13 protein-coding genes are annotated in these 16,462 nt (G+C 71.1%); 1 reads left to right on the top strand and 12 read right to left on the bottom strand.

Features of this window, described 5'->3' with window-relative positions; genetic code table 11:
• Position 1: 1 nt before the first annotated feature.
• From BHU15_RS41370 to BHU15_RS17240, 12 genes are all read right to left on the bottom strand, one after another.
• On the bottom strand, positions 2-184 hold the full coding sequence (locus tag BHU15_RS41370; RefSeq protein WP_023537262.1) for a DUF6126 family protein: 183 nt from the start codon (positions 182-184) through the stop codon (positions 2-4).
• Positions 185-300: 116 nt separating this feature from the next.
• Positions 301-942, bottom strand: coding sequence for a helix-turn-helix domain-containing protein (locus BHU15_RS17290; protein WP_069628014.1), 642 nt, complete (start codon positions 940-942; stop codon positions 301-303).
• A gap of 84 nt (positions 943-1,026) precedes the next feature.
• On the bottom strand, positions 1,027-2,451 hold the full coding sequence (locus BHU15_RS17285) for an aspartate aminotransferase family protein (RefSeq protein ID WP_079128198.1): 1,425 nt from the start codon (positions 2,449-2,451) through the stop codon (positions 1,027-1,029).
• Positions 2,448-4,373 carry a 1-deoxy-D-xylulose-5-phosphate synthase gene (gene dxs / locus BHU15_RS17280; protein ID WP_069628013.1) on the bottom strand — a complete coding sequence of 642 codons (1,926 nt, stop codon included), beginning with the start codon at positions 4,371-4,373 and terminating at the stop codon, positions 2,448-2,450. The genes BHU15_RS17285 and dxs overlap by 4 nt, the downstream gene beginning before the upstream one ends.
• A 128-nt stretch (positions 4,374-4,501) precedes the next feature.
• Complete coding sequence (hpnH, locus tag BHU15_RS17275; RefSeq protein ID WP_023537266.1) at positions 4,502-5,521, bottom strand: adenosyl-hopene transferase HpnH; 1,020 nt, start codon at positions 5,519-5,521, stop codon at positions 4,502-4,504.
• A 5-nt stretch (positions 5,522-5,526) separates the two neighbouring features.
• Positions 5,527-6,234, bottom strand: a complete 708-nt coding sequence (locus BHU15_RS17270) for a phosphorylase family protein (protein ID WP_069628012.1) — start codon at positions 6,232-6,234, stop codon at positions 5,527-5,529.
• Positions 6,234-8,318 carry a squalene--hopene cyclase gene (shc, locus tag BHU15_RS17265; RefSeq protein WP_069628011.1) on the bottom strand — a complete coding sequence of 695 codons (2,085 nt, stop codon included), beginning with the start codon at positions 8,316-8,318 and terminating at the stop codon, positions 6,234-6,236. The genes BHU15_RS17270 and shc overlap by 1 nt, the downstream gene beginning before the upstream one ends.
• Positions 8,319-8,489: 171 nt before the next feature.
• Positions 8,490-9,548: a polyprenyl synthetase family protein gene (locus tag BHU15_RS17260; RefSeq protein WP_023537269.1), complete on the bottom strand. Its 1,059-nt coding sequence runs from the start codon at positions 9,546-9,548 to the stop codon at positions 8,490-8,492.
• Between the two features lie 128 nt (positions 9,549-9,676).
• A complete protein-coding gene (hpnE, locus tag BHU15_RS17255) occupies positions 9,677-11,119 on the bottom strand; it encodes a hydroxysqualene dehydroxylase HpnE (protein ID WP_079128197.1) in 1,443 nt (480 codons plus the stop codon).
• 43 nt (positions 11,120-11,162) lie between these two features.
• A complete protein-coding gene (hpnD, locus tag BHU15_RS17250; protein ID WP_171908384.1) occupies positions 11,163-12,113 on the bottom strand; it encodes a presqualene diphosphate synthase HpnD in 951 nt (316 codons plus the stop codon).
• Positions 12,110-13,030: a squalene synthase HpnC gene (hpnC, locus tag BHU15_RS17245; RefSeq protein ID WP_069628009.1), complete on the bottom strand. Its 921-nt coding sequence runs from the start codon at positions 13,028-13,030 to the stop codon at positions 12,110-12,112. The genes hpnD and hpnC overlap by 4 nt, the downstream gene beginning before the upstream one ends.
• A gap of 433 nt (positions 13,031-13,463) precedes the next feature.
• Positions 13,464-14,138 (bottom strand): TetR/AcrR family transcriptional regulator, encoded by a 675-nt coding sequence (locus tag BHU15_RS17240; RefSeq protein WP_069628008.1) that lies wholly within the window; start codon positions 14,136-14,138, stop codon positions 13,464-13,466.
• Between the two features lie 75 nt (positions 14,139-14,213).
• Between BHU15_RS17240 and BHU15_RS17235 the strand changes: the two genes are divergently transcribed.
• Entirely contained in the window at positions 14,214-16,433 is a 2,220-nt protein-coding gene (locus BHU15_RS17235) for an MMPL family transporter (RefSeq protein ID WP_438284964.1), read from the top strand.
• The last annotated feature ends 29 nt before the right edge of the window (positions 16,434-16,462 follow it).

The raw sequence follows: 16,462 nt of genomic DNA, 5'->3' as shown, positions 1-16,462 counted from the left end.
GCTACTTGGCGCCCGCCTCGAAGAGCAGCCAGAGGAATCCGGCGACGGCGTGCCCTGCCACGAGGTAGATGAAGAGCCGGATGGCGAGGCCGCGCGGGAAGTTGCTCTCCTCGTCCATGACGGACTTGGCGGGCGCCGCCTCGGGCGACGGGTGCTGGACCTGCTCCGGTGAGTTCTCAGGCACGGCGATGACCTCTCTGGTCTGCGGGTCTGCGGGTCTGCGGGTCTGCGGGTCTGCGGGTCTGCGGGTCTGCGGGTCTGCGGGTCGAAGGTGACGGCGGTGACGGAGGTGACGGCGGGTCAGCGGCGGTGCGCGCCGCCCGGCAGGCACAGCTCGGCGACCGGGCTGGTCAGCAGGGTGTGCACGAACAACAGCTCGGCGCCGCCGGGCCCGGCCGCCGCGAGGCGGTGCGGTGTCATGGAGTCGAAGTGGGCGCTGTCCCCCGGATCGAGCACATGGACGGCGACCCCGAGGCCCAGCCGCAGCCGCCCCTCAAGGACATGGATCCACTCCTCGCCCGGGTGTACGCGTACGAGGTCGCCCTGCGCCCCGTACGGCACCGTCACCCGCAGCGGCTGCATCGCGCGGCCGGACGAGCTGCCGGCCTGGCGGTAGATCCAGCCGTCGGCCTCCACGGGTTCCGCCCGCGCCGCGCGGATGACGGGATCGCGCTCGGGCGGCTCCTCACCGAGCAGCTCGGAGACCGTCGTACCGTAGACACGGGCCAGACCGAGCAGCATCGGCAGCGAAGGCTGGCGGCGCCCGGTCTCCAGTCGGGAGAGATGGGCCGGGGAGAGCCCGGCCCGTGCGGCGGCGGCCTCCAGGGTGAGGGCCCGGCCGCGCCGCAGCTCACGCAGCCGGGGCGCGACGTCCGGCAGTTCCTCCGTCGTGGCGGCGGCCTCGGGGGTCGGTTGCTCGGGTGCGGTCGCGGGGTGGTTCATGCCTCCATTGCGCCAGGAATTTTCCTCTGAGGCAAATTTCTTGCCTCAGAGGTAAACCGGCGTCCGCTCACCGGTCGGTCATGGTCAGCGGTTGGTGATGGCCTGCTTCACCAGCGTCCTGCCGAAGTCCCACATCAGCCCGCCACCCCCGTGCGCGTCGTCCATCACGGCCGTGAAGGCCGTCACGAAGCGGTCGACCTCCGGCTCCCCGATGGTCAGCGGCGGAATCAGTTTGATCACTTCCAGATGGTCCCCGGAGACCTGGGTGAGGATGCGGTGCCTCTGGAGCAGCGGCACCACGACCATCTGCGCGAAGAGCCCCTTGCGGGCCTTCTGGAGCATCGCCCAGCGGCTCCGCAGCCCGATCGAGGTGGGCCGCCCGAATTCGATACCGATCATCAGCCCCCGGCCGCGCACCTCGCTCAGCAGCTCGTACCGGTCGACCAGCGCGGCGAGCCGCGACCGCAGCAGGTCGCCGGTGGCGCGGGCGTTCGCGACGATCTGCTCGTCCTCGATCACCGAGAGGACGGCCAGGCCCGCCGCCATCGCCTGCGCGTTGGAGCCGAAGCTGGCCGAGTGGACCAGCACCCGGTCCATCGAGGAGTAGACCTTCTTGAAGATCCAGTCCTTGCCGAGGGTCGCACCGACCGGCACATAGCCGCCGGAGAGCGCCTTCGCCACACACACCAGGTCCGGCTCGACGCCTTCCTCGTGCTGGTACGCGTAGAAGTCGCCGGTCCTGCCGAGCCCGGTCTGCACCTCGTCGGCGATCAGCAACGCCTTGTGCCGGCGCAGCAGTTCCTGCGCGGCCCGCAGGAAGCCGGGCGGCGTCGCGTACACGCCCTTGCCCTGGATCGGTTCGACGACGAACCCGGCGACGTCGCCGCGTCTCAACTCGCGCTCCAGCGCGTCGAGATCACCCATGTCGATCGCGGTGTCGGGGAGCAGCGGCGCGAAGCCGTCGCGGAAGCCGTCCTCGCCGTTGACCGAGAGCGAGCCGGTGGTCAGTCCGTGGAAGGCGTGGGAGCAGTAGAGGATCCTGGGCTTCCCGGTGGCGTACCGGGCGAACTTCAGGGCGGTCTCGACCGCTTCCGTACCGCTGTTGCCGAAGAAGACCCGGTCCAGGTGCGGGCTGTGGGTGAGCAGCTTCTCGGCGAGCAGGCCGGGCAGCGGCTGGCAGTCGAAGCGGGTGAGGTCGGCGAGCGAGGCGTCGAGGACGTCGTGGAGGGCCTTGCGTACGACGGGGTGGTGCCGGCCGAGTCCCATGACGCCGAACCCGGCGAGCATGTCGAGGTAGTCGTTGCCCTCGGCGTCCCAGAAGTAGGCGCCCTCGGCGCGTTCGTAGACCTTGTCGAACCCGATGGTCCGCAGCATGCGCGGGAGTTGGTGGTTCAGGTACGCGGTGTGCAACTCGTAGCGCTCGCCGCCCCGTTCGGCCAGCAGTGTCGCCAGGTCGAAGCCCTTGTCGCGGATCGGGGGTGGCGTCCCTGGCGTCGTGCGCTCCGTCATGGCGTGTTCTCCTCGTACTTCTCCTCGTACTTCTCCTTGCACTTCTCCTCGCGCGCCGCCAGTGCCGCGCTGATCCGTCCCGCGATCTCGACCGGGGTGAGCCCGATGTCGGCGAGTACCTCGCCGCGCTTGGCGTGGGCGAGGAACTGTTCGGGGATGCCGAAGGTACGCAGCGGTACGTCCACCCCGGCGTCGCGCAGCGCCTGCCCCACGGCCCAACCGACGCCGCCGCTGCGGCTGTTGTCCTCCACGACGGCCACGATCCGGTGCCGCTCGGCGAGCGGCGCAAGCGCCTCGTCGACGGGCTTGACCCACCGGGGGTCGACCACGGTGCAGCCGATGCCGCGCGCTGCCAGCAGTTCCGCCGTACCGAGGCAGACCCCGGCGAGTGCGCCGACGGACACGAGCAGCACGTCCGGGGCTCCGTCCTCCGGCCGGTGCAGGATGTCGAGGCCGCCCGTACGCCCGACGGCGGGAATCGTCTCGCCCACCGACTCCTTGGGGAAGCGCAGCACGGTCGGCGCGTCGGTCACCTCCACGGACTCCCGTAGCAACGCCCTGAGTTGGGTCGCGTCGCGCGGCGCGGCGATCCGCAGGCCCGGTACGCACTGGAGCACCGACATGTCCCACATGCCGTTGTGGGAGGGTCCGTCGACGCCGGTGACACCGGCCCGGTCGAGTACGAAGGTGACCCCGCACCTGTGCAGCGCTACGTCCATGAGCAGTTGGTCGAATGCGCGGTTGAGGAAGGTGGCGTAGACGGCGACGACGGGGTGCAGTCCGCCGGTGGCGAGCCCGGCGGCGGAGACCGTGGCGTGCTGTTCGGCGATGCCGACGTCCCAGACGCGGTCGGGGAAGCGGGCGGCGAAACCGGTCAGCCCCACGGGGTGCAGCATCGCCGCGGTGACGGCGACGACATCGGGCCGCTCCTCGCCGATGGCGAGGATCTCGTCGCCGAAGACCGACGTCCAGGACGGCTTGCCGGCGGGCGCCAGCGGCTCGCAGGTCAGCGGGTCCATCACGCCGACGGTGTGGAAGTGGTCGGCCTCGTCGTCCAGCGCGGGCTGGTAGCCGCGGCCCTTCTCGGTGATGCAGTGCACCAGTACGGGGCCGGTGAAGCGGCTCGCGCGGCGCAGCGCCGTCTCGACGGCCGCGATGTCGTGGCCGTCGACGGGGCCGACGTACTTGAGCCCGAGGTCCTCGAACATGCCCTGCGGGGCGACGAAGTCCTTGAAGCCCTTCTTCGCGCCGTGCAGCGACCCGTACAGCGGCCGGCCGACGACGGGCGTCTGCTGGAGGACTTCCTTGCCCCACGCCAGGACCTGCTCGTAGCCGTCGGAGGTACGCAGGGTGGCGAGGTGTCCGGCGAGGCCGCCGATGGTCGGGGCGTAGGAGCGTTCGTTGTCGTTCACGACGATGATCAGCGGGCGGTCCTTCGCCGCGGCGATGTTGTTCAGCGCCTCCCACGCCATGCCGCCGGTGAGCGCCCCGTCCCCGACGACGGCCACGACATGGTCCTCACCGCCGAGCACCTGGCGCGCCTTGGCGAGCCCGTCGGCCCAGCCGAGCACGGTGGAGGCGTGGGAGTTCTCGATGACGTCGTGGTCGGACTCCTCGCGCGAGGGGTAGCCGGACAGGCCGCCCTTGATCCGCAGCTTGGAGAAGTCCTGGCGGCCGGTGAGCAGTTTGTGCACGTAACTCTGGTGTCCGGTGTCCCACAGGATGCGGTCGGCCGGTGAGTCGAAGACCCGGTGCAGGGCGATGGTCAGCTCCACCACACCGAGGTTGGGCCCCAGATGCCCGCCTGTTCTGGCCACCGCGGGGATCAGGAACTCCCGGATCTCCGCGGCGAGTTCGTCGAGTTCGGCGCCGGCCAGCGCTTTCAGATCGCGCGGCCCCCGGATGTTCTCCAGTTTCGACATGCTCTCGGCCCCCTCTGGATCCTCGGCGGATCCGTCAGTTCTGGTGACTGCCGGTCAGGGCGCCGGAGGGACGGCGGCGGCGGGCGCCGCCGTCCCTCCGGTTGCCGTGACGTCACGGGTCGCCGGGGTCACTTGCTCCCGGAGACCGTCTCACGCACCGCTCGCAGCGACTCCTTGAGGGAGCCCATGGTGGCGAGCACGGCCGTCGGCTCGTAGCCGCAGTGCGCCATGCAGTTGGCGCAGCGCGGGTCCTTCCCCCGGCCGTACTTGTCCCAGTCGGTCTCCTCGATCAGTTCCCTGTACGTCGGGACGTATCCGTCGCTCATCAGATAGCAAGGTCGCTGCCAGCCGAAGAGCGAGTAGTTGGGAATCGCCCAGGCCGTGCACGGGAAATCGGCCTTGCCCTCCAGGAAGTCCAGGAAGAGCGGGGAGTGGTTGAGCCGCCAGCGGCTCCTGTTGCCGCCGGAGAACGCCTTCTTGAACAGCTCCCGTGTCTGCTCGACGCCCAGGAAGTGCTCCTGGTCGGGTGCCTTCTCGTAGGCGTAGGCGGGCGAGATCATCATCTCGTCGACCTTCAGGTCGTCGTTGAGGTAGTTGAGCACCTCGATGATGGTCTGGGGTGTGTCGGTGTTGAAGAAGGTGGAGTTGGTGGTGACCCGGAAGCCGCGCTTCTTGGCTTCCTTCATCGCCTCCACGGCCTCGTCGAAGACCCCTTCCTTGGCGACGGACTCGTCGTGCCGCTCGCGCAGACCGTCGATGTGGACGGCGAACGCGAAGTACGGCGACGGCGTGAACTTGTCCATCTTCTTGCGCATCAGCATCGCGTTGGTGCAGAGGAAGACGTACTTCTTCTTCGCGACGAGCTGCCGGACGATCTCGTCGATCTGGGGGTGCATCAGCGGCTCGCCGCCGGCGATGGAGACCATCGGCGCCCCGGATTCGAGCACCGCCCCCACCGCTTGAGCCACGGGCATACGCTGCTTCAGGACCCCGGCCGGGTGCTGGATCTTGCCGCAGCCCTCACAGGCGAGATTGCAGGCGAAGAGAGGTTCAAGCTCAACGATGAGTGGGAACTTCTCGCGCTTGCGGAGCTTCTGTTCAACGAGGTACGTCCCGACCCTGATGGTCTGACGGAGCGGCATGGCCATCTAGCTCACCTCCTGGGGAGCAGCAAAGAACGGTGCCATTCAAGAAAAGCCGGAATGACGGCACGAAGGACACGGAAAGCTGATATTCCACCCCGTACCGTTCCAATTCGGACTAGCTCGTGCTCTGGAGCGTCCACGACCACCCGTACGGCCGCAACCGGGCGGGACCCGGCGCTCAGAGCACTGAGGAGCGTGGCCGCGGACTCCATGTCCACGGCGACGGCTCCGGTGGCGCGCAGCCCGTCCCTCTCGGGACCGCGCACCACATGGTCGGATCCGGTCAGCGGGCCGGTGTGGACCGTACGTCCGGGCAGTGCCCGGGACAGCGCCTCCACGAGCAGCCCTGTTCCCACGCAGGGCGTCGAGCCGTGGGGGCCCCGGGTCTCTTCGGCGACGATCAAGTCCCCCGGCTCCATGCCGGGGACCAGGCCGGCACAGAATCCGGACGCCATGACGACCGCGTCCCTGTTCCGGTCGGTTCCGAGCGCGCGCGCCGTCGCGCGCTCGGCGTTCTTGGGGCCCATGCCCGTGCGGAGCACGGTGACGGGGCCCGCGTCACCCGACCGGCCGCCCCGGCCCGTCAGACCGCTCTGCAGGCCGCTGCGCAGGGCCACCTGCTCGATGCCCAGCGCGCAGGCGATCAGCAGCGGTGTGGCGGCCGGGTCGCCGGACAGGTCGGGCGGACCGACTCTGTCGGAGGGAGGAGAGTCCATCAGGCCCCCTTGCGGCTGTCCGCCCGGCTGTCCGGTCGTCGTTCGTCGACGCTCGAAGCGCGGCCGTCCCCCAGCCGCTCGGCGCGGGCGGACGCGCGGCCCGGCAGGGGTTCCCCGTTGACGTACCGGCCGAGGGCCGTGAGCGGGAACACCTGCCGGTAGAGGTGGTAGTTGATGGAGAAGTCCCACGGGAACCCGGTGCCGGTGAAGTACGGCTCGTCCCAGGAGCCGTCCTCCCGCTGGGCCGCCGCGAGCCAGGCCACGCCCCGCTCGACGGCCGGTGTCTCGCGACGTCCGGCGGCGAGCAGCGCGAGGAGCGCCCACGCGGTCTGCGAGGCGGTCGAGGCGCCGTGCCCGATCCACTTCTCCTCGCGGTACGAGCGCAGGTCCTCGCCCCAGCCGCCGTCGTCGTTCTGCACCGACTCGACCCAGCCGACCGCACGGCGGATCGCGGGGTGGGTGACGGGGATCCCGGCGGCGACGAGCGCCGGCACGACCGACCCTGTCCCGTAGACGTAGTTGACGCCCCAGCGCCCGAACCAGGCGCCGTCCGCCTCCTGTTCGGCGAGCAGCCACTCGATTCCGCGCCGGGTGTCGGGGTGCCCGCCCAGGCCCTCGTACGCCAGCATCTCCACGACGTGCGCGGTGACGTCGGCCGACGGCGGGTCGATGACCTCGCCGAAGTCGCAGAACGGCAGCCGGTTGGGGAACGGGCTGACGTTGTCCGCGTCGAACGCGCCCCAGGCGCCGTTCTTCGACTGCATGCCGAGCGTCCAGCGCGCACCGCGCCGTACGGCCGCGTCCATCCGCGCGGTGTCCGGGTGGGCGACCCGGCGCAGGGCGAGGATGACCTCGGCGGTGTCGTCGATGTCCGGGTAGTTGTCGTTGTGGAACTCGAACGCCCAGCCGCCGGGGGCGAGTCCGGGCCTGCGGACGGCCCAGTCGCCGGAGCGCACGATCTGCTCGTCCAGCATCCACTCGGCCGCCTTGACGAGCGCCGGGTGGTCCGGACTCACACCGGCGTCGGCCAGCGCGATCGTGGCGAGACAGGTGTCCCACACCGGGGACTGACAGGCCTCGATCATGCGCGAGCCGTCCTCGCGCCAGACGGCGAATCGGTCGAGCGATTCGAGTCCGGCGCGCATGACCGGGTGCTTCAGGTCGTAGCCGAGCAGATGCAGGGCGATGACCGAGTAGACGGCCGGCGGCTGGATGCCGCCCCAACAGCCGTCGTTCTCCTGGCGTTCGACGATCCAGCGGGCCGCCGCGTTCATCGCCGTACGGCGCACGGCACGCGGTGCGACCTTGTGGTACAGGTGCAGCGCCTTGTCGATGCGCTGGAAGATCCCGTCCCAACTCGCCGCCGCCGCGAGGGGCTTGGTAGGGTTCGGGTGGCTGACATCCGTGTGCAGCTCGTCGAGCGCGAAAGGCGCGGGGCGGACCGGACGCAGTGCCGAGACGATCGTCAGAGGCACGATGGTCTGCCGCGCCCAGCAGCCGAACGAATAGATGTTCAGCGGGAACCACTTGGGCAGGAAGATCAGTTCGGGCGGCACCTCGGGCAGGTCGTCCCACTTCCACCAGCCGAAGAGCGCGAGCCAGATCCGGGTGAAGACCCGGCTCTCGGCGACGCCTCCCTGCTCCCTGATCCAGGCGGCGGCACGCGCCATGTGCGGGTCGTCGGGTCTGTCCCCGGCGAGACGCAGCGCGACGTATCCCTCGATGGTGGTGGAGAGTTCGCCGGGACCGCCGTAGAAGGTGGCCCAGGTCCCGTCGGCGCGTTGCTCGCCCCGGATGAACCGGCCGGCCGCCTCGGTGGTCCGCGCGTCCTGCACACCGAGGAACTGACGCAGAAGCAGATCCTCCGCGTCCATGGTCACATTGGTCTCAAGATCGCCCTTCCACCAGCCCTGGGCGTCCTGCTGGCCGAGCAGATGCTCGACGGATCGTGCGGTGGCACGCCGTGCGACCTCTCCGATGTCGCCCGCGACGGAAGTCGCGACGGGAGTGGTGTCGGACGGTTCGCTCGCCGCGGCAGCACGGGGTCCCACGGCCCCGGTGCTTCCGTCGGTCGTCGCTGTCATGGCTTCCCCTTACGTGCAGTTGGTCCTCTGCTGTGCTGGGGTCTCCGTCGTCCGCCGGGTCGTGAAGGCCCGGGCGAACGGCGACTACGGAGGCTGACGGTGTGTCAGCCTCCGGTGAGCGTGGATATGCGAATGGCGATGGTGATCATCTCTTTCGAATGGCGGTCGTGATCATCTCTTCCGTACGACGACGAAGTCCGCGAGAGCGGTGAGCTGCGCGCGGACCCGTTCGGGCATGTCCACGCCGCTCAGGGCCTCGATGGCGACGGTGTGCTGCCTGCGGGCCTCCTGGGAGGTCCACTCCCGGCCGCCCGCCTCCTCGATGAGCGCGGCCCTGGTCGCGAATTCCTCCTCCGAGAAGCTGGCGAAGTCGTGGCTCTTGGCGTCGGCGGCCAGCAGCTCGGCGAGCTGGCGCGACGCGGGACCTCCGGCGGCGAGCGCCGCGACGACCGGCAGGGACTTCTTGCGCTGACGCAGATCGCTCCACGTCTGCTTGCCGGTGGCCTCGGGGTCGCCCCAGATCCCGAGCAGGTCGTCGACGGCCTGGAAGGCGAGGCCGAGGTGGTGGCCGAACGACTCCAGGATGTCGGCCGTCCGGTCGTCGGCCCCGCCGAGGACGGCGCCGATGGAGACGGCGCAGGCGAGCAGCGCGCCCGTCTTGTTGCCCTCCATCTCCAGGCACTCCTCGACGGTGACCCGCTCGCGGTGCTCGAAGGAGATGTCCTGCGCCTGGCCGTCGATGAGTTTGCGGCTGGCGGTGGTGAGCCGGCGGGTGGCGCGGCCCGCCTCGACGGTGCCGATCTCCAGCAGGATCTCGTTGGCGAGCGCGAAGAGCGCGTCGCCGACGAGGATCGCCTGGGCGGGGCCGTGCAGCTTCCAGACGGTGTCGCGGTGCCTGCGCTGCTCGTCGCCGTCCATCAGGTCGTCGTGCAACAGCGAGAAGTTGTGCACCAGTTCCACGGCGACGGCGCCGGGGACGCCGGTCTCCGCCGGCGCTCCGGCCGCCTCCGCCGACAGCAGGGCGAGCGCGGGGCGTACGGCCTTGCCGCCGTCACCGTCGGCGGGCCGGCCCTCGGCGTCGATCCAGCCGAAGTGGTAGGCGGCAACGGTGTCCATCGACGGGGCGAGCCTGCCGACGGCGGCGCGCAGCACGGGGGTGGACAGGGCACGGCCGCGCTCCAGCAGAGCGAAGACGTCCGCGGTGTCGACAGCCGGATTCGCCGGGGGCACAGTCCGCACGGTCTCTCCTCTTGTTGTTGTACTCATGGGTCCCGTACGCGTCGTCGCCGTACTCGTCGTTGTCGCGCTCTCCCCCGGCGCGCTCTTCCCCGGCGTGCCCGGCACGGCGGCGTCGGGCCTCATGCGGCCTCCCGCAGCGGATGCCGGTGGACACGTCCGAGTTCGGACAGGGCCGCGCCGGCCGCGGAGAAACCGCTGCGGACCGCGCCTTCCATAGTCGCGGGCCAGCCGGTCGCGGTCCACGCCCCCGCGAGAAAGAGGCCCGGCGCGCGGGTGCGCGCCTCGGGGCGCAGACGGCCCACTCCGGGCGTCGGGGCGAATGTCGCGGTCCGCTCGCGGGTCACGAAGAAGTCCCGCACCTCGGCGTTCCTCGCGGCAGGGAGGAGACGTTTCAGCTCGGGCAGATAGCGGGCGCGCAGGTCGGCGACGGGCAGGTCGATCTCGTCGGTGACGGCCGACTGCGACAGCGCCACGTACTGCCCCTCCTTCAGACCGGAGGCGTCCGTGCGGTCGAAGACCCACTGGACGGGGGTGCCGATGGCGGCGAAGAAGGGGCGGCGCAGCACCTTGCGGTCGTAGACGACATGCACGTTGAGGATCGGGGACGTACCGATGTCGAGGAGCCGGCTCGGGTGGTCGAGCGCGCCGTCGGGCAGCAGGGCGTGGGTCTCGCGCTGCGGTACGGCGAGGATCACCGTGTCCGCCTCGATGCGCTCCCCCGGTACGTCGACGCTCCAGCGCCCGTCGTCGGTACGGGCCACGGACGTGACGCGGGTGCGCAGTTCGGTCCGTACGCCCGCCGCGTCGAGGGCCTTGCGGGCCAGGGTGTCGTGCAGTTCGCCGAGCGGCACCCGTGCCCAGCCGATGTCGGCGGCGCCGCGTTCGGAGAGGAGTCCGGTCTTGAAGACCATCGCGGCCAGGCCCATGGAGGCGTGCGCGGCGCGGACGTTGAGGGTGGCGACGCAGACGAGGTCCCACAGGGCCTCGACGGCGCGCGGCGTCTGGCCGTGCCGGCCGAGCCAGGTGGCGAAGTCGATGCCGTCGAGCGCGGGGTCGGCCGGGTCGAGCGCCTTGAGGGCGAGCGCGGCGCGTCCGACCGAGGCCTTCTCGGCGAGCGAGAGGTGCGGGTAGGTGGCGAGGCCGCCGGCCAGATGCAGCGGCACGGGCAGAGTGTTGCGGCTCAGCCGTCCGACGCGCGGCCGGTCGCGGCCGACGTCCAGTACGGGCACGTCGAGCCGGTCCTGTACGGGGGCGAGGGCGGCGCCGTCGACGCGGTCGAGGAACCAGCGGTAGGCCGTGCAGCAACGCAGGTACACATGCTGGCCGTTGTCGACGGTCAACTCGTCGCGGGTGAAGGAGAAGGCGAGACCGCCGAGGCGCGGACGGCCCTCGACGAGGGTCACGCGCACTCCGGCGTCGGCGAGCTGGAGCGCGGCGGTGACACCGGCGATGCCGCCGCCGACGACGACCGCGTGGCGCGCCGTCGTAGTTCCGGATGTCGTCATGCGCACTCCCCCGCACTTGTCGGAGTCAGGGACGCGACCGGTCCCCGGGAGGTTGATCGAGGAGCGCCGAACGCACGGCGGGCGCCCTCGGACAGCGGGGTCACGAGCGCCTCCTGACGCTCTGGCGGGAGATGTTCCTGGCGTCGAGTCCGGAGAGGCCGCGTACGGCGACGTACGCCTTCTCGCGTCCCGGCAGCGAGACCCGGCCGCGCAGGACGGCCTCGGGGTCGCGTTCGATGCGGTCGAGGAGCCGGCGGTAGATGCCGGCCATGGCGGCGACGCAGGCGCCGCTGCGCCGGTCGAGCATCGGCAGCAGCCGGTAGCCCTCGGCGAAGAGCGCGCGGGCGCGCCTGACCTCGAAGTGGATGAGCCCGGCGAAGTCGGAGCCGGCGGGCGGGGTGGCGCTGTGGAAGCCTTCGGAGCAGCCGAACTTGGCGAGGTCGTCGGCGGGCAGATAGGTACGGGCGTTGTCCGCGTCCTCGCGTACGTCCCTGAGGATGTTGGTCAGTTGGAGCGCGAGGCCGAGGGTGTCGGCGTACTCCGACGCGCGCTCGGCGCCGGGCGCTGCGGGGTCGGTGCCGAACACCCCGAGGGAGAGTCTGCCGATGGCTCCGGCGACGCACCGGCAGTAGATCTTGAGGTCGTTCCAGGTCTCGTACGTCTCACCCTTGACGTCCATCAGGACGCCGTCGATGAGTTCGTCGAGCCCGCCGAGCGGGAGCGCGAAACGGCTCGCCGCGTCGGTGAGCGCGACGGCGACGGGGTCGGTGTCGTCCTCCTCGACACGGCCGCTCCTGATCCGTCCGAGGAGGGCGCGGGTGTCTTCGAGCCGCGACTGCTTCGCCCCCGCCTCCAGCGTGCCGTCGCCGATGTCGTCGACGCGCCGCGAGAACGCGTAGAGCGCCGACATGGCCTGCCGCTTCTCGGCGGGCAGCAGTCGGATGCCGTAGGCGAAATTCCGGGCCTGCTGCCCGGTGACGGCCTCGCAGTAGCTGTAGGCCGCCTGTACCGGCGCCGACACGGGGGTCTGTCCCTCCACGATCCGGCTCACCCCTTTCTGTGCGTCTTCCGCAGGACTGCTCCCACTTCACGCAGCAGACGTGGTGTGGTGGCTTTGGGCGGTCCGGGCAGTACATCGTGTCCCACGGCGGCGACCGACGAGAGGGCGGCGCGCCCCCCGCCGACGAATCCGGCGAGAAGAAGTCGGAGCCTGCCGTGCACGCTGTGCACCAACGGCCCTCCTTCGTCGAGGAGTTGGCGGGCCCGGTCGGCCTCGAAGGCGATCAGGCTCCGGACGGACGCGTTCGCGGTGGGCGCGGCGAGGTCCGCCTCGGTGACATGGAACCGCTTCATGTCGTCGGCGGGCAGATAGATCCGGTCGCTCGCCAGGTCCTCGGCGACGTCCTGGAGGTGCTCGACGATCTGGAGCCCGGTGCAGACGGCGTCGGAGCGGCGGACGCGTTCGGGGGTCGTGGTGCCGGTGATCGCGAGGACGAGGCGGCCGACGGGGTTGGCGGAGAGTTCGCAGTAGGCGAGGAGGTCGTCGTAGGTGCCGTAGCGCAGGACGGACTGGTCCTGGCGGTTGGCCTCGATCAGGCCGATGAACGGCTCGGGGGTGAGCGCGTGGCGCCGTACGGTCGGGACGATGCCGCGCAGCAGCGGGTGGCCGGGGGCCGGGCCCGCCGGGTCGAACACCCGGCGCAGGTCGGCCTCGAAGGCGTCCAGCATGGCGAGCCTGTCGTCCGTACGCGAGGGGTCGAGGCCCAGGTGGCGGGCGTCGTCGCCGCCGGGTGCGAGGTCTCCGTCGCCGATGTCGTCGACGAGGCGGGCGTAGCCGTAGACGGCCATCAGGTCGTCGCGCCAGGCACGTGGCAGGAAGAAGGGGGCGACGGGGAAGTTCTCACCCGACGCCTTGTCGAGCGTGGCACGCGAGGAGTTCCCGGCCTGCCGCTGGGGGGCGCCCGTCACCTCGGACCGCCTTCTGCGGGGACGGCGCGACCCTCGCGGAGCTGGAGATCAACCGTCATTGCCGTCACGTCTCCCGTTCTACACTGCCGACCCAAACATCCCATTTCGGACACGCCGCGCGGCCTGGCGACTGGGATACCGCCGATATGGGCGGATCCGCGGACGGTCAGCCGGGGCTTACGGACGTATCGCCGCTCTTGCCACGAATCAGCACCGCTACAGCTTACGTTGTACAACGCCCACGGCCGCGCCGGGGCACCTCGCGCACGACGACAACAACACGGGTCGCTCCAACCTTCCGCGATGCCACGGGACTTGACGGAAGTTTGACGATTGACGGGCCCCGGGCGGGCGTCCAGCGGACCCCGAACGGCTGTCGGCCGGCGTCGCGCGGGCGCTCGCGTACGGCCCCGGCCCACGTTCCGCCGACGTGTCACCGGGGGGCCAGGAGGCCGGCGACGATGGTGTCGATCGCGCGTTCGATCACGGCGTCCCGGTCCGCGTCGGGCAGCCGGTTCATCGGGCCGTCGATGAGGAGCATCGCGAGGCCGTGCGCCGTCGACCAGGCGGCGGCCTCGGCGCCGGGGCGGTTGGGGGCGGGCATGCGGCCGGTTGCGACCAGTTCGTCCAGCGCCTCGGTGAGCAGGTTGTAGGAGCGGTACTGGGGGCTGTCGGCGGGCGGCGTCACACCGCCCCATCCGGTGTCCTCGCCTTCGCCGGCCGGCAGGGAATGGCTGAAAGCCGTCCGGAAGAGGCCGGGCTGCTCCAGGGCGAAGCCGACGTAACCCCGGCCGATCGCCGCCAGTCGCCGCTCGGCCGTGACGCCCGGGCCGTCCGCGCCGGGTACCGCCACCGCGACGCGTTCCATGGCGTCCGCGAGCATCTGCTGGGCCTGGACCTTGACCGCGAAGAGCAGATCACCCTGGCCGGCGAAGTGGCGGTAGGCGGCGGTCGCCGAGACGCCCGCGCGGCGGGCCGCCTCGCGCAGGACGACCCTGGCCGGTCCGCCGTCGGTCGCGAGATCCACTCCGGCGGTGATCAGCGCGTTGCGCAGGTCGCCGTGGTGATAGCCGGTCTTGGCCCCCTGGTTCGCCCGGTTGTTCTCCATGCCTTCATCCTGCCCGATGTTGACAGCATTAACATCCCCTGCCAGGGTCAGTGTTGACACCGTTAACATCCGTGGATGGGGGATCCCGTGCTGTCCAAGATCGCTGAGCTGGCCCTGAAGAGGTCGCGGCTCCTACTCGTACTGGCCACCGTCGCCGTGGTCGCCATGGGCGCGCTCGGGGTGGGCGCCTTCGGCAAGCTGCTCGGCGGCGGCTTCGACGACCCCGGCGCGCAGTCGTCGCGGGCCGCCGTCCGGATCGACGAGAAGTTCGGGGGCGAGACCAACCTGCTGTTCCTGGTCGGCCAGGAGGGAACCGGCCGGGAGGGGCCCGGCTCCCCCGCCGTCGACGAGCGGGGCCGCGCGCTGACCGACAGCCTCAAGGCCGACAGCACCGTGAGCAACGTCGTCTCGTACTGGGACACCAAGAGCCCGCAACTCGTCTCCGAGAGCGGGAGCGAAGCGCTGATCGCCCTCCATGTGAAGGGCGACGAGACGCTGCGCACCGAACGCGCCGAGGAGTTGATCGACCGGTACGCGGGCGACCGCGAGGGTGTCGAGGTCCGGGCGGGCGGCCAGATCGCCGTCGGCATCGACATCAGCGCCCAGGTCTCCGGCGACCTCGCCGTCGCCGAGGCGATCGCCGTGCCCGTGACGCTCCTGCTGCTGGTGCTCGCCTTCGGCAGTCTGGTAGCCGCGACGCTGCCCCTGGTCATCGGCCTGATCGCGATCGTCGGCACGTTCGCGCTGCTCTTCGTCCTCGGCAGCGTGACCGAGGTGTCGGTCTTCGCGATCAACCTCACGACCGCGCTCGGCCTGGGGCTCGGCATCGACTACGCGCTGCTGCTCGTCAGCCGCTTCCGCGAACAGCTCGCCGCCGGGGACGATGTGCCCGGGGCGCTGCGCACCACCGTGTCGACGGCGGGACGCACCATCCTGTTCTCGGCCGCCACCGTCGCCGCCGCGCTCGCCGCGCTGCTCGTCTTCCCGCCGTTCTTCCTGCGCTCCTTCGCGTACGCGGGAATCGGCGTGGTCGTGATCGCGGTGGTCGCCGCCCTGTTCGTGGTGCCGCCGCTCCTCGCGGTGCTCGGCCACCGGGTCAACAAGGGCCGGGTGCCGTGGGCGAGGACAGTACGGCGGTCCGACGCGCCGTTCTGGGGACGGCTCGCCGCGCTCGTCATGCGCCGGCCCGCCCTCACCGCGCTGCCGGTGCTCGCCGTGCTGCTGCTCGTCGCGAGCCCGCTGCTCGGTGTCACCTTCGGTACGCCCGACGAGCGCGTGCTGCCCGAGGACGCGGCGGGCCGCCAGGTGGCGACCGCCGTCCAGGAGAACTTCCCGGCCGACGAGGCGAGCGCCGTCCAGATCGTCAGCACCTCGGCCGTCGGCGCGGGGCCGCTGGCGGCGTACGCGGACGAGGTGTCCCGGCTGGACGGTGTCGTACGCGTCGACGCCTCGTCGGGCACGTACACCGAAGGCCGGAGCCAGGAGCCGGGCCCGGCGAACGCCGGTCTCGCCCGGCCGGACGCGCAGCGTCTGGTGGTCGTCACCGATACCGCCCCCAAGTCGGGCGCAGCCCAGGACCTGGTGGCGGACATCCGGGCGCTGGAGCGGCCCGCCGGCACCGAGATGCTGGTCGGCGGCACGGACGCGGTCCTGGTCGACTCCCGGCAGTCCGTCGGCGACCGGCTGCCGCTGGCGATCGGGCTGGTCGTGGTGACGACGTTCGCGCTGCTGTTCCTGTTCACCGGCAGTGTCGTGCAGCCGCTGCGCGCACTGCTGCTCAACGCGATCAGCCTGTCGGCCGCGATCGGCGCGATGGTGTGGGTCTTCCAGGACGGTCATCTCTCGTCGCTGCTCGGCTTCACCCCGCAGCCGATGGACACCTCCATGACCGTGCTGCTGTTCTGCGTGGCCTTCGGACTGTCCATGGACTACGAGGTGTTCGTGACCAGCCGGATGAAGGAGCTGCACGAGGCGGGGGCCGACCGGACGGCGACGGTCACCCAGGGTCTGGCGCGCACCGGGCGGATCGTCAGCATGGCGGCCGGGCTGCTGGCCGTGAGCTTCTTCGCCTTCGGTACGAGCCAGATCAGCTTCCTCCAGATGTTCGGCATCGGCAGCGGCCTGGCGATCGTCATCGACGCGGTGGCGGTACGCGGGGTGCTCGTGCCGGCCACGATGCGGCTGCTGGGGCGCGCCGCCTGGTACGCGCCGGCCGCGCTGCGCAGGCTGCACGGCAGGGTCGGCCTCGCGGAGGAGCCCGCCGCCGAACCGGCCCGTACGCCCGCCGGGGTCTGACCCGCGTACACACACCGAGGCGGCCGCCG

The sequence above is a fragment of the Streptomyces niveus genome, assembly GCF_001723055.1.
Taxonomy (GTDB): Bacteria; Actinomycetota; Actinomycetes; order Streptomycetales; family Streptomycetaceae; genus Streptomyces; species Streptomyces niveus.
The sequence above is the reverse complement of the archived record's forward strand: the minus strand, read 5'-3'. Positions and strand labels throughout refer to the sequence as shown.